This is a genomic window from Bacillus sp. FSL K6-3149 (assembly GCF_038630515.1).
Classification (GTDB): Bacteria; Bacillota; Bacilli; order Bacillales; family Bacillaceae; genus Bacillus; species Bacillus pumilus.
The window spans coordinates 1,702,532-1,715,579 of the sequence record NZ_CP152034.1 but is presented as its reverse complement, the minus strand read 5'-3'; the positions used below and the strand labels follow the sequence as shown (position 1 = coordinate 1,715,579).

Annotated in this window: 11 protein-coding genes; 4 read left to right on the top strand and 7 right to left on the bottom strand. The window is 42.3% G+C overall.

Features of this window, described 5'->3' with window-relative positions:
• Positions 1-5: 5 nt before the first annotated feature.
• Positions 6-1,421 (bottom strand): DASS family sodium-coupled anion symporter, encoded by a 1,416-nt coding sequence (locus tag MHB83_RS08575; RefSeq protein ID WP_106030044.1) that lies wholly within the window; start codon positions 1,419-1,421, stop codon positions 6-8.
• A 260-nt stretch (positions 1,422-1,681) separates the two neighbouring features.
• Here MHB83_RS08575 and MHB83_RS08570 point away from each other — a divergent pair, with 260 nt between their 5' ends.
• Together MHB83_RS08570 and MHB83_RS08565 are read left to right on the top strand one after the other, a co-directional pair.
• Entirely contained in the window at positions 1,682-3,721 is a 2,040-nt protein-coding gene (locus tag MHB83_RS08570) for a penicillin-binding transpeptidase domain-containing protein (RefSeq protein ID WP_212046302.1), read from the top strand.
• 134 nt (positions 3,722-3,855) lie between these two features.
• Positions 3,856-5,094 (top strand): MFS transporter, encoded by a 1,239-nt coding sequence (locus MHB83_RS08565; RefSeq protein ID WP_342496816.1) that lies wholly within the window; start codon positions 3,856-3,858, stop codon positions 5,092-5,094.
• 35 nt (positions 5,095-5,129) lie between these two features.
• Here MHB83_RS08565 and MHB83_RS08560 read toward each other — a convergent pair whose 3' ends face one another.
• From MHB83_RS08560 to rfbF, 5 genes are read right to left on the bottom strand one after another with little or no spacing between them, the layout of a single operon-like run.
• Entirely contained in the window at positions 5,130-6,059 is a 930-nt protein-coding gene (locus MHB83_RS08560) for a putative nucleotide-diphospho-sugar transferase (RefSeq protein WP_342496815.1), read from the bottom strand.
• On the bottom strand, positions 6,060-7,250 hold the full coding sequence (locus MHB83_RS08555; protein WP_342496814.1) for a glycosyltransferase family 2 protein: 1,191 nt from the start codon (positions 7,248-7,250) through the stop codon (positions 6,060-6,062). It lies immediately after the preceding gene.
• On the bottom strand, positions 7,247-8,158 hold the full coding sequence (locus MHB83_RS08550; RefSeq protein WP_003214380.1) for a putative nucleotide-diphospho-sugar transferase: 912 nt from the start codon (positions 8,156-8,158) through the stop codon (positions 7,247-7,249). The genes MHB83_RS08555 and MHB83_RS08550 overlap by 4 nt, the downstream gene beginning before the upstream one ends.
• Before the next feature lie 12 nt (positions 8,159-8,170).
• Positions 8,171-9,142 (bottom strand): GDP-mannose 4,6-dehydratase, encoded by a 972-nt coding sequence (locus MHB83_RS08545; RefSeq protein ID WP_041816148.1) that lies wholly within the window; start codon positions 9,140-9,142, stop codon positions 8,171-8,173.
• 4 nt (positions 9,143-9,146) lie between these two features.
• Complete coding sequence (rfbF, locus tag MHB83_RS08540; RefSeq protein WP_050945759.1) at positions 9,147-9,911, bottom strand: glucose-1-phosphate cytidylyltransferase; 765 nt, start codon at positions 9,909-9,911, stop codon at positions 9,147-9,149.
• A gap of 356 nt (positions 9,912-10,267) precedes the next feature.
• Between rfbF and MHB83_RS08535 the strand changes: the two genes are divergently transcribed.
• On the top strand, positions 10,268-10,417 hold the full coding sequence (locus MHB83_RS08535) for a DUF1540 domain-containing protein (protein ID WP_003213883.1): 150 nt from the start codon (positions 10,268-10,270) through the stop codon (positions 10,415-10,417).
• 198 nt (positions 10,418-10,615) lie between these two features.
• The gene (locus MHB83_RS08530; protein WP_342496813.1) at positions 10,616-11,695 is read left to right on the top strand and encodes a DUF3900 domain-containing protein; all 1,080 of its coding nucleotides are present in this window, start codon (positions 10,616-10,618) and stop codon (positions 11,693-11,695) included.
• Between the two features lie 64 nt (positions 11,696-11,759).
• Here MHB83_RS08530 and MHB83_RS08525 read toward each other — a convergent pair whose 3' ends face one another.
• The gene (locus MHB83_RS08525) at positions 11,760-12,959 is read right to left on the bottom strand and encodes an MFS transporter (protein WP_003214222.1); all 1,200 of its coding nucleotides are present in this window, start codon (positions 12,957-12,959) and stop codon (positions 11,760-11,762) included.
• Between the last annotated feature and the right edge of the window lie 89 nt (positions 12,960-13,048).

The following is a 13,048-nucleotide window of genomic DNA, read 5'->3' as shown; positions in this document are numbered from 1 at the left end:
CCCGCTCAGCTTTTAAGCACAATCGGGAGCCAGAAATACACCGCAAGGACAATCACCACAATACTCATGATATTTAACCAAAAGCCTGCCCTGACCATATCAGATATTTTCAGCACGTCCGCACTAAAGACAGCAGCATTTGGCGGTGTGGAAATCGGCAGCATAAACGCACATGAGGAAGCCAAAGCAGCCGCAGCCATTAACCCATAGGGCTCGATGCCAATCGCAAGCCCAAGCCCTACCGTAATCGGAATAATCATATTGGCAACAGCTGTATTTGACATAATTTCAGTCATAAACAAAATCGCTCCCGTTAAAATGATCAATAGCATGATATACGAAAGCCCATTTAAATGCTGTAGATTTTCCCCGATCCATCCTGTTAGATTGGTTTCTGCAAAGCCCGTAGCGAGTGAAAGCCCACCTCCAAACAAAAGCAACAGCCCCCATGGTAGCTGTTTCATATCCTGCCATTCTAATATTCTCTCTCCGTTTGTTGCTGGAATGAGAAATAACAGCATGGCACCGAAAATGGCGATAGATGTATCAGATACGGTGATCCCTCCAAACAAAAAGAGCTTAAAAATCCACAAAAACGCCGTCATAAGAAAAACACCAAACACCCATTTCTCCTCTTGTTTCATTTTCCCTAAATTCTCTAATCCTTTTCGAATGAACGTTACACTCATTTCACCTGTGTGCTCTACTTTGAACTGTACCTTGGTCAAATACAGAAATAAAAGAATGAGCAGAATCATCGCAACAGGAAAACCAAACAAAAACCACTCAAAAAACATAATTTCCCGATCTAATAGCTTTTTTGACATTGCAGCAAACACAGCATTTGGCACAGACCCAACAAGTGTTGCCAAACCACCAATTGACGCTGAATACGCAACCGACAATAAAATACTTTTACTGAATCGTTCAAGAGATGGACCAGCTAAGATGTCATTAGCCTTGACCTCTTTAATCACAGCCAGTGCCACCGGGAGCATCATCAGGGCTGTCGCTGCATTTGAAATCCACATAGATAAAAAAGCAGTCGCGATCATGACACCTAATACAATGCGGTCACTTCGTGTGCCAATCACCCTTAAAATGTGTAAGGCCATTCTTCTATGCAAATTCCATTTTTCAATGGCAATTGCAATCATAAATCCTCCCATGTACATAAAAACGATCGGATCTCCATAAGCTCTTGATGTCTGTTCCATAGAAAGCCCGCCAAGTGTCGGCAGTAGGATGATGGGCAATAAAGATGTTGCAGGTATGGGCAGTGCTTCTGTCACCCACCATGTAGCCGTCCAAGCGGTAATGCCCAAGACTACCCTCGCAGCATAGGTCAATTCATTTTCAGGTATGAGAAAAAGAATGAGCAAGAAGAGTGCCGGTCCAAGAACAAGTCCAATCACATTCACCTTTTTATAAACGATAACAATTCCCCCTATTGAAAGCGTTTGTATATTTTTCTATTTTTTCACATTCGATGATCTCTTAAGAAATCCTTTAAATCATAAGAAAAAATGAAGATATCTTTCATAGAAACAAGCTATCATTTTCGTCCCTTTCCCAAAACCATGACATCGTGCCTTGGTCTATTTTCATAGGAGAAACTATACAAATCACGACCAATCACTGTAAAATATAGAGGATCTAATCAAAAATTGAGGTGTTTTCATTGTATACGGATCAACGAAAATCATTTTGGAAACAGAAAAAAGTCATGATCCCCATTCTTAGTATCATCGTAGTTGCTGCTGCTTTCTTTTTCTTAAAAGATTCTCTTTTTTCAAAAGAAAAAGAAGCTTTAAAAGCGGCTCAATCCTTTACGAAACAAATGGAGAAGAAAGACTTTACAAGGCTGGCTGATGAGGTAACAAGTGCGTCTTTGAAAGCCAATGACTTCTCAAAAAAACAACTAGCCGAAAAATACGACAATATCTTTAACGGAATTGGTGCTTATGATCTGAACATATCAAAGCTCAATGTTGAAAAACAGGACAAAGGAAATGGGTATCAATTTTCCTATGATGTGACAATGAAAACGTCATTGGGCAAGCTGCACAAGCTTTCTTACAAGGGCGTTCTCTCAGAAGAAGATGACAAATGGAAAGTCGACTGGAAGCCAAATCTCATCTTCCCGCAAATGGAGAAGGGAGATACCATCAAGGTCAAATCAGACCCTGCTGTCCGTGGAAACATCGTCGATCGAAAAGGGCGTACCCTAGCAGAAACAACTGGTGGAAGCGCACTTGGCATCATCCCAGGAAAGCTTGGCACAGGGGAAGAAAAAGAACGCAATATCAAAAAAATCAGCAAGGCGTTTGATTTAGATGAAGAACTAATCGACAATCAGCTGAAACAAGCATGGGTCACAGACGACACGTTTGTCCCGCTCAAATCAATGTTAGAACAGAAGCCGATTCCAAAGGATATAAAAGGCGTCACCTATCAATCGAAGGAAATGCGTTACTATCCTTATAACGAAGCCGCCGCCCATCTCACCGGCTATGTCGGGAAAGCAAATGCAGATGATATCAAAAGAAATCCGGCATTAAAAGCAGATCAAATCATTGGCAAAACCGGTCTTGAATTCACATTTGACAAAAACTTGCGCGGACAAGATGGCGGAAGCATTTTGATCGTCCATGATGAAACAGGCATTGAAGAAACATTGCAAAAGTCAGATCGACAAGATGGAAAAACAGTGAAGCTGACCATTGATGCCTCTTTACAGAAAAAAGCCTATGAACAGCTGAAAGGTGAAAAAGGAGCCGTCACGATCATGAATCCATCATCGGGGGATCTATTAGCGCTTGTCAGCGCCCCTTCCTATGATGTCAATCTCATGACAAACGGGATCACACCTAAGCAATATCAGGCATACAGTGAAAACCCAGATCTCCCATTCCAAGCCCGGTATGCGAGCCGGTATGCACCAGGGTCTACATTCAAAACCATTACAGCAGCCATCGGGCTGGAAACAGGTGTCACAAAGCCTAATAAAGTACGCACCATCCATGGACTGAAATGGCAAAAGGATCAATCTTGGGGCAATTATCGAATTACACGGGTTCACGATAAAGAAAACGTAAATATGGTTGATGCCCTCGTGTACTCAGATAATATTTACTTCGGACAGGAAGCACTGGAAATTGGCAAAGACACCTATGAGAAAAAAGTGAAAGCATTTGGGTTTGGCGAAGATTTGCACATGCCATTTACAATGAAACCAGCACAAGTATCAAACGACGGCATTCAATCGGACATCTTACTTGCTGACTCAGCATATGGTCAAGGCGAATTACTCATGTCACCGATTGAACAAGTACATGCCTATTCTCCATTTGCAACAGGAGGCAAGCTTGTCTATCCTCGAGTCGTTCAAGATGAGAAAACAGCATCACCAAAACAAATCATCAAAGAAGACTCGGCAAATACAGTGAAAGACGCGCTCACTCAGGTCGTGACGAGTCCAAACGGTACAGCTCACTCCTTACAAATTGAAGGAGCTGACATTGCCGCTAAAACAGGAACAGCAGAGCTGAAAAGCAAACAAGGAGCGACAGACGGTTCTGAAAATGGATTTTTACTTGCATTTAATCCTAAAAAAGAAGATTACGTCCTCGTCGGCATGATTGAAGGTGTAAAAAATCGCGGTGGTAGTGGACTCGTCATTCAAAAAATGAAGCCTGTCATCGCAACTTTTTATAAGTAACCATTTAGAGACACAAGCGCTTGTGTCTCTTTTTTCTAAATCATGACAATTTGCTATTGTTTTATAGTTCACCTTATGAATAAAATGAGAAGAATGCAAAATAGAAAACAGTTGAATGAAAGGAGGAAGTCTCATTGGCTATTGCTGCTCGTACAAAGGATACACCTCAAAATTCTGTCACTGGATCAACGGTTTATCCCATTTTATTGATTATTGGCATTTGCCATATGCTCAATGACACTTTGCAAGCCGTTATTCCTGCCATGTTCCCTATTTTAGAACGCTCAATGGGGCTGACCTTTACACAATTAGGGCTGATTGCCTTTACATTAAATATGGTCTCCTCCGTGATGCAGCCCGCTATTGGGTGGTACACAGATAAAAGGCCGTTGCCTTATGCACTCCCGGTTGCTTTATTTTCTAGTGCTATCGGTATATTCGGGCTTGCGTTTGCGCCTTCCTTTGCCACCATTTTGCTTTGCGTTGTCTTTATCGGACTCGGCTCTGCCATTTTTCATCCAGAGGGCTCCCGCGTTGCCAATATGGCAGCTGGTCCAAGACGAGGACTTGCACAATCTATCTATCAAGTAGGCGGAAATACAGGTCAAGCCTTTGCTCCGCTAATCGCTGCATTCATGCTCGTCCCTCTCGGTCAGCCAGGCGTGGCTTGGTTTACGATTGTTGGAATGATGGCTGTCGTTTTCCTTCTTTATATTTCAAGATGGTACGCAGGAAGACTTCAAACCATTCGAGCTCAAGCGAAAAAAGCTCCACCAAAAGCTGCAAGATCTGAACTTCACCGTAAGTCAGCACTCACAGCACTTGGCATTATCGTCTTTCTCATCTTTGCCCGCTCTTGGTATGGAAATGCGATATCAAATTTCTATGCGTTTTATGCGATTGAACAATATGGATTGACGATTAAAGAATCACAGACTTATATTTTCTTATTTCTCATTCTAGGTGCAATAGGGACATTTTTAGGCGGGCCGCTTGCAGACCGCTTCGGCAAGAAAACCGTGATTTTAATTTCCTTATTGGCATCCTTTCCACTTGCCTTGCTGCTGCCATTTGCCGGACCTGTTTTTGCCTATGTTTTACTTGGACTGATTGGAGTCATTCTGACGTCAAGCTTCTCTGTCACAGTCGTTTATGCTCAAGAACTATTTCCCGGGAAAATTGGCACAATGTCTGGTTTAACGGTTGGACTTGCGTTTGGTATGGGTGCCATCGGATCGGTCGCTTTAGGCTCATTCATTGATGCCTTCGGTTTAACGCCTACCATGATCGGAGTCGCCTTTTTACCGATATTAGGGATCCTAGCCTTCTTACTACCTAGCGATCAAACCATCTCCAAATGGAATGAATCATAAAAAGGAGAAAACCGCTCAGTGATTGAGCGGTTTTTTCACATTTCATAAAAATGCGTATCAGGTACATGCTTCTTTGCAATAAACCCTTGCTGGAATTCTGGAAAGACCTTTTGCACCTGTTTGATTTTTTGATGAACCAAATCGGCATACGGAATATATAAATGATCCACAAGCTTTTGTTCTGTCATATAGTAATACCAATTCAGATTAAAGGTATTCTCATCAATGATCGTAAAGGCAGAAAAATGATAGAACAAGAGTGGACATTCGTCGAGATACATTTCCCCTTTCACAACTGAAAGCTTGTAGTTTTCAATATTCCAAATCGCGGCATTGGCTCCTTTAGATGTCACCACATGGACCTCTTCAAAATCATCGATCCATCTTTCAACATACCGCTGATCTCCATACGTCTTATTTTTTGTATCCATTTCGACTGTACAGTGTGCAAGACAGTTTTCCTTCCATTGTGTGACCGCCCGTTTGGCAACGTCTGTGTTGCGGCAGCCGACAAATCCAGTATTGAAGCGGCCAGATAACTCATAAAAGTGATAGAACCGCTTGGAATTCATATGATCCGTCAAAAATAAATGAGCGAGTGGATTCTCTGCAAATATCGCCTCTGGATCATGATAAAAATACAAATCCGTATCCAAATGGGCGAGATAATCCGCTTCTGAGGACTCAAGGATTTTGAGCAAAAAAACGGGCTTTAACGTCCAGCAATACTCATGGAACGTCCGATCATCCTTTGCCTTTCGCAGCGTCTCATCTTCAATATCTTCAAGCTGTTCATATTGAACGTGCGGATGAGGAAATTCACTTAACACCTTGTAAGCCAAAGGGTCTGCACATAGAACAGACAGCTTGAATGAATGAGCGGTTTGTTCAAGAGAATGAATCAGCGCCAAAAGCTTAAAAACATGTGTATTCGACACAATGGTTGTAAAATGATAAGATGCCATCTACAACACATCCACTTGAAACAAATCAACGCGTAATAGCTCTTTTGTCAGCCCTTGAATGGCTTCTACAAGCACTGTGCAGCCATATTCCTGCCGTGCAAGCTGCGCTGCCTCTGACAGCTTTTTCAAAGGGACATGTCTAGCGGTCAGCTGATCTTTATTATCGCGTTTGACGCCTACGTTCCGCTCTGTGATCAAATGAAGCAGCTCTAAAAAATAAGAGAGCAGACCATCGAATACCGGATTTTCACGCAGCTGCCGGACTTCTTTCACAATGTCATTTGTGACGGTGTGAGAAAATGGACCAGAGAAAGCCAAATGGACATCAATGGCATCAATATTGTTGTACTTCTCGCACATATACAAAATGTTATATTTGATGTCATCAAATGACGTTAAATTACTTGGATGCTCCTGATGCACGCTCATGATATCCTCTCGCAATTCAAAAGAGAGACCAAGCTGATGCAGACGAATTCCTAAATCATAATCCTCAAACCCGTACCGAACGATCTGTTCATCAAACATCCCGAGCGCGATGACATGCTTGCGTTTGACAGAGGAGTTATTCGTAATAAAAAATCGCCACGGCAGCTCATAAGAGCCTAAATCATAGTTGTACGTGCGCAAAATGTCTTTGAGGATATCAATAAACTCAGACTGCAAATCGAAGCTTTTCTCTAGAAATGCACCATTTTCAACTTCCTTCATTGATAAAAGAGGCGTTTTATCATTCATTTTCCGCTTATACAGGCCTTGCTTTTTCAACCGATTGATATGATCCTGATCAAATGCTTCGTAAAAATAACGATAAATCCGCTTCCAGCATACACCACAAATGACAAGGTCCTCATGATCAGCATGTGCCTCCGCATGCTTTTGAATAAATTGCGGCTCTGCCAGCATATCGCTGTCATGGAATATCAGCAAGTCTCCCTCCGCCTCGCGAATGGCATGATTGCGCCCCTTGGCTATCCCTTGATTGACAGGAATACGCACCTTTTTAAACGGGAAATTCACCTCAATGTTCTCGAGCATTTCCATCGTGCCGTCCGTTGACCCATTATCGGCGACAATGACCTCAAACGGAATATTCGTATCCTGAAGCGTTAAGGAAAAAAGACTCCCTTCTAAACGCTCCTTGGCATTATAGCTCGGAATAATGACGCTTACCTTTGGCTTCTCATTCATGCGTCATCCTCCTCCAATTTGGCATAGCCGTTAAACAGCGGATCGACCTGCTCAACAGATTCAATCACATGGCGCAGCACGTTTCGATAGGCTTCTTGGAAAAACGGCAGATCATCTCTCCCCTTTTCATGAATTTGCTGCATCTCATCCTTGCTCACGATGCGAAAGCCGCTGAAATGATAGCAAATGAGCGGATGCCCATCCTCCAGCAAAATCCGTCCATTTTCTTCCCGATAGGAATGCTGCCCATAGTTCCAATGACCAATATTCACGCCTTTTGTTTGGATATCCTCCACTTTTTCAAACAGCTTCGGCATATGATCGAGATATCCTTGATCTCCAAACTTGCCTTCGCCCGGTGCATTTTTGCATTCCTTCAAGCATTCTTCCTTCCACCAGCTGAGGCATTTTCGTCCGGCTTTATCTCCTTTAAAATGCAGGAAGCCAGAATTATAGCGACCTAAAAGCTTCTGAAGCATCTTCACTTCCTCAGGATCAAAGCTCGGAATCACAATATCCCCTCTCGAGAGTAAAACAGAGGCATCCGGCTGATGTTGAAAAATCACTTGCGGGCTCTCATAAAAAAATAAATCCGCATCAAGATAGGTTACTCCTTCTGCCTGCTCCTGTTCAAATAACCACTCAATCCACATCGGTTTTAATGTCCAGCAATATTCCGAGGCATCCCGTTCCTCTTTTTTCTCCAGCAGCTCCGGCGTTTCGAGCTCCCGTACATGAACAAGATCAACATGAGGAAAATTCATTTGATGAAGCAGATCAAATGCAGCATCATCCATACATAACGTCTTGATGACAGCATCATCTTCTACTTGCTTCAATGACAAGAAAAACGCAATGGCTTGATAAAGTCTTCCACTTGATAGAACCGTACAATATATGCTGTTCATCTACTTACACCTCTATTTTTGAAAGAATTCGCGGTACCATTCAATCGTCTTCTCTAAACCTTCATCAATCGAGTAGTCTGGCTTCCAATCAAGCAGCTTTCTCGCCTTTTCTGCCGACAAATATTGATGCTTTATCTCATGCGTTCCTTGGTTTAAAATACGAGGCTTCAGTTCACTGCCCATTGCCTTTAAAATCTTATCCACGAGCTCAAGAACCGTCAGCTGAATTTCATTACTAAAGTTAAAGGCTTCTCCAGCGAGCCCTTTTTCCTCCATCTTCTCAGCTAGCAACAAATAAGCCTTAACCGCATCTTCAATGTAGAAATAATCACGAATAAATGTCCCGTCACTTCTAATTTCCGGCGCTTCTCCTTCTAGCACAAGCTGGATGGTTTGCGGAATGATTCTGTTGAAATTTAAATCCCCGCCCCCGTATAAATTGCCGCAGCGCGTAATACAAACTGGAAGACCATATGTGTTGTAATACGTGTGAGAAATTAAATCTGCACAGCTCTTTGATACATCATACGGATGTTTCCCATTTAGCGGCATGTCTTCATCGTATGGAAGCTGCTCCTGATCGCCGTATGCTTTGTCACTTGATGCCACGATGACTCGTTTGATCAGCGGCTGTCTTCTGCACGCCTCGAGTACATTCCATGTCCCTAAAATATTGGCTTCAAATGTAGAAACAGGGTGTCTATTTGCGACCCCAACAATGGCCTGCGCCGCCAAATGGAAGACAGTATCAATTTCGTATTCTCCTAACGCACGTTCAATCGTTTGCATATCCTCCAATGCACCTTGCACCACATTCATCTTTTCAAATTGACTGCCTTGATATAAATTCGACCTTGGCACCTGATCACGCACAAGTCCCGTCACGTTTGCCCCTTGATCAATCAATTCCTTGACGAGATAGCTTCCCAATAGTCCTGTACATCCAGTCACAAATACGTTTTTCCCATTCCAAAATCCGCTCATGCCGTCACCAAACCTTCCATGGTTGTTTTCCATTTGTCCACATGCCATTGATTTCCTTCAGGTTCTTATACGTATCGATCGCTGTCCAAAATCCGTGGTGCTCATAAACCGCTAGCTCTCCATCATTCGCCAGATTTTGAAGAGGCTCCGCTTCAAACACGCATTGATCATCGTCTGTCAAATAGTCAAATACCTTTGGAGACAACACAAAAAATCCTCCATTGATCATCCCGATACTGTCTGTCTTCTCAGAGAAGGATTGTGCCATCCCGTTATATACCTTCAACGTCCCGTACTGTGACTTCTTTTCAATTCCTGTGACAGTCGCAGCTGCCCCAAGATCCTGATGACGCTTCAGCAAATGAAACATATTGACATTGGCAAGTCCATCACCATACGTCATCATGAATGTCTCATCCCCAATGTAGTCCTGTGCCTGCTTTAACCGTCCGCCTGTCATCGTATTCTCGCCTGTATCTAAAAAGGTGATTTTCCAGTTCTCTGACTTTCCTAAAAGCTTCATCTCCCCTGTCGCCATATCTAGCTTCATGCTATGATGCCGCCAGTCGTAGTTCAGGAAATACTCTTTGATCTTCTCTCCTTTATATCCAAGCAATAAGATAAACTCATCTACTCCGTAATACTGATAGATTTTCATAATATGCCATAGAATAGGCCGATCTCCGATCATAGCAAGTGGTTTAGGAAGCGCTTGTGTGACCTCACTCATTCTCGTTCCCTTTCCTCCGCAGAGAATGACTGCTTTCATCTTCTCCCCTCATCTCTCTATGAAAAATTTTTGATTGAAAACCTTATCTTTATGCGGAAAATCAGTACATGTACCCTCATACTTTGTCCGACATCAGGTTTTGAATCTACTCTATTCATATGTCGAAATGAGAGAGGGTGCCACCTAGCATTTAACTATTTTTACAAATAAAAAAAGAGCGAGATTTGTATTCTCGCTCTTTCAAAGTTTAAATTGTATATTATCAGGGTAGATGGTATGATAAACATGTGCATCAACAGCACAAACAGCCTCTTTTTATCAAGAGACTACTAGATGGAATGAATTCAAGTGGCAGCTTGCTTCATTCTCAATATGAATCACGGAGGTGAATTCCCATGGCACAAAACGTACTTTGTGAAGTGAACTCTTGCCGTTTTTGGGCGGATAACAGCTGTACAGCTTCTACCATTAAAATTGGTAAAAACACAATGACTGATGTGACTCGCAATGCTGAAACTGATTGCGAAACATTTGAAACAAAATAAGTGATTTTTCTGAGATGAAGGAACTAGCAGGTTCCTTCTTTTCTTTTATCATTCTATCAAGAATGATAATTATTATCAAGTGTTTTTCATTAAACATTTCTCGGGAAATAATGACACGATATTTCTCCATTCGTTGACGATTTTCACTCCTTTTTCTATACTCAACATATCCGAAGAAGAAAAAGTGGTGACCAATCAATGGATTTTACGATACGTTTTCTATCATTCTTTGTCGTAGAAATCGAAGGCAAAGATGAACAAGCAAATAAACGGTTCAAGCATTATCAAACATTAGATCAAGAGGAATTTGAACAAAGTGAGCTGAAGGACTTTTTAGATGGTGAGCTAAAAAAAATCGTCAAACGAAAAGTGGACAGACACCCTAAATCTGAACAAGTACCAACCAAAATTGGCCGGTTCATTGTCGAACCCGGTCATGAACTCGATTCAAATCCAAACTACAATTTATTTCATCAGACGAGGTTTGCCGATACAAAAGAAGTATTTAATGAATGCAGTGAACAGTTTGTTCGCACGTATTTAGATACAAGTGCTGTCAGAGGCGGCGTTTTTTTAGTTGCGTCTGCCGTTCCTAAAAAGTACTTCGATGACTCCTTTGTCTTTATTATGAAATGCGATTTTGAACAGAAAGTCGCTTCTATCGCTGATACATCTACCTTGATCAAAAAAGTAGAAATGGCGATTACGACAAAAAATATGAAATCGATTCAATACCCGTTTATGCCAGAAGAGGGCATGACAGAGGAAGCTGAAGTGAAAATTCACCAATCCTCACATGCTCGTTATTTTGAGGACTTTCTGAAATTCGTCGAATACGGAGAATCTATGCCTGAAATCATGAAATCACAGGTCATGAACATGGTGCAGGAACAAGTATTTGAAACATTACAGGATGAAAGTGAAGAATTAAAGCAGTTCGAAGAGGATCTTGAAGTATGGGAAGCGAGTGAAAAACGAGAAATTAGAGAAACACTCAATACAGAACAGGTCACACTAGCAGCTTCTCACATTGTGGAACAAACCCCTGATATCACAATGAAAATGCGTCTAGGTGAAACAGAAATCAAAGGGCTTCTAGCGGACTTTGGCCACTCGATCCATATTGCGAAGGTCAACAATCGATATGTCGTGCTCGTCGAAGCAGACCAAATTGTCTTCGAAAAAGGAAGCACACCTGTAGAATTCCATAAACCAAATGGATTAAAAGAGGTTGTCAGCCAGCTCACGCAAAAAGCCTACGATTCAGACTTAGAATAAGAGAATATGACTGCCTCCTGCGATCAGCTGCATGAGGCAGTTTTTTTATATGACGCTTTATTTTTTACACTGCACTAGAAGAAACATGCTGCCCGCCTCTTATCCACATGCTGACAAGCATTAAGCTTATGATGAGCATCAACCAAAAGACGCTGTTTGTTCCGAAAAACTGAATCAACGTATACCCGCACAAAGGCCCTAAAGCAGCCCCCATATCTTGAACAAAAGAATAGCTGGCGAGAAAGCGGTTCTTATCTGTTTGAGCAGAGGCTTTTTGAAAGGCAAGTGTATCGGTGAACGTTGTGACAATCGTTGCCAGCAGCTGAATCAAAAGCAGCATCAATAGGAACCAGCCGCTTACCTTCAGCATGACCCCAAGAAAACTGAGCCCTCCAAATGAAAGAAACATCCAGCATAGCATTCGTTCCTTCATCACAAGCCGATCAAACCATTTGCCCGTTCTCGGTGCTACAAATGGTTCCCATCCCCACCTAATTGCTTGAATCACACCGCTTAAAGCCGAAGCTCCGATGACAAAGCCAAACAGAGTCAATTGATCCTGGTCAATCTTTGCTTCAATGACATGACTCAGCGTGGATGCGAATAAACCTTGAATGATCAGTGCGATCAGCATGCCTGTTATCAGTACTTTTACAACATCTCGTGTAAACCACTTTTGTTTGATGCCATGATACACCTGCGTGCCTTCTCTCTTTTCAATTTCATCCAACGATACATAAAAAATGCATCCCATCAATGTAAGTAAACCAAAGACTAGCGTCATGGACTGGAAGCCGATCAAGCTAGCAAAGATTCCGCCAAATAACATGCCAAATAAACTACCAAGCCGGTAAAGCCCATTATAAAGCCCCGTCAAATGTCCTTGTGAGCCTTCGTCCATTTCAGCCAAAACCCTCATCCCGCTCATTCGGAGTAATGTCCAAGCGAGACCCCATGCGCAGCGGCAGATAAGCAGCAGCCAAAAGCCGCTCATCCCATATAATATCGTGGTCACTGACGCGATCAAAATCGCGATCAATACACCCGTCTTCATTGGGATATAGCGATAGAGCCACCATACGACAGGTGCTAGCGGGATACGAATGAATCGGTTGATGGACAGCAGTAACCCGACCTCCCAAATAGATGATAAACCAATCTCTTTCCAATAGACCGGGAGAACAATATAGAGCATTGAATCCCCAATAAGTGCAAATGCTGTGATAAGCGATATTGACACAACTTGCTTTTGACGACGATCCATTTTTTCTTCCCCCTTCGCTACCTTTACGATAAGGGATGCCTTATAATAAATCTAATGAATGTTTTTGATTGTTTTATCAAAATAATTGA

Excerpts from the sequence above, each read along its gene's own strand:
- MHB83_RS08560 (WP_342496815.1), bottom strand. The coding sequence starts at position 6,059 with ATGGCATCTTATCATTTTACAACCATTGTGTCGAATACACATGTTTTT.
- MHB83_RS08555 (WP_342496814.1), bottom strand. The coding sequence starts at position 7,250 with ATGAATGAGAAGCCAAAGGTAAGCGTCATTATTCCGAGCTATAATGCC.
- MHB83_RS08550 (WP_003214380.1), bottom strand. The coding sequence starts at position 8,158 with ATGAACAGCATATATTGTACGGTTCTATCAAGTGGAAGACTTTATCAA.
- MHB83_RS08545 (WP_041816148.1), bottom strand. The coding sequence starts at position 9,142 with ATGAGCGGATTTTGGAATGGGAAAAACGTATTTGTGACTGGATGTACA.
- rfbF (WP_050945759.1), bottom strand. The coding sequence starts at position 9,911 with ATGAAAGCAGTCATTCTCTGCGGAGGAAAGGGAACGAGAATGAGTGAG.
- MHB83_RS08535 (WP_003213883.1), top strand. The coding sequence starts at position 10,268 with ATGGCACAAAACGTACTTTGTGAAGTGAACTCTTGCCGTTTTTGGGCG.
- MHB83_RS08530 (WP_342496813.1), top strand. The coding sequence starts at position 10,616 with ATGGATTTTACGATACGTTTTCTATCATTCTTTGTCGTAGAAATCGAA.
- MHB83_RS08525 (WP_003214222.1), bottom strand. The coding sequence starts at position 12,959 with ATGGATCGTCGTCAAAAGCAAGTTGTGTCAATATCGCTTATCACAGCA.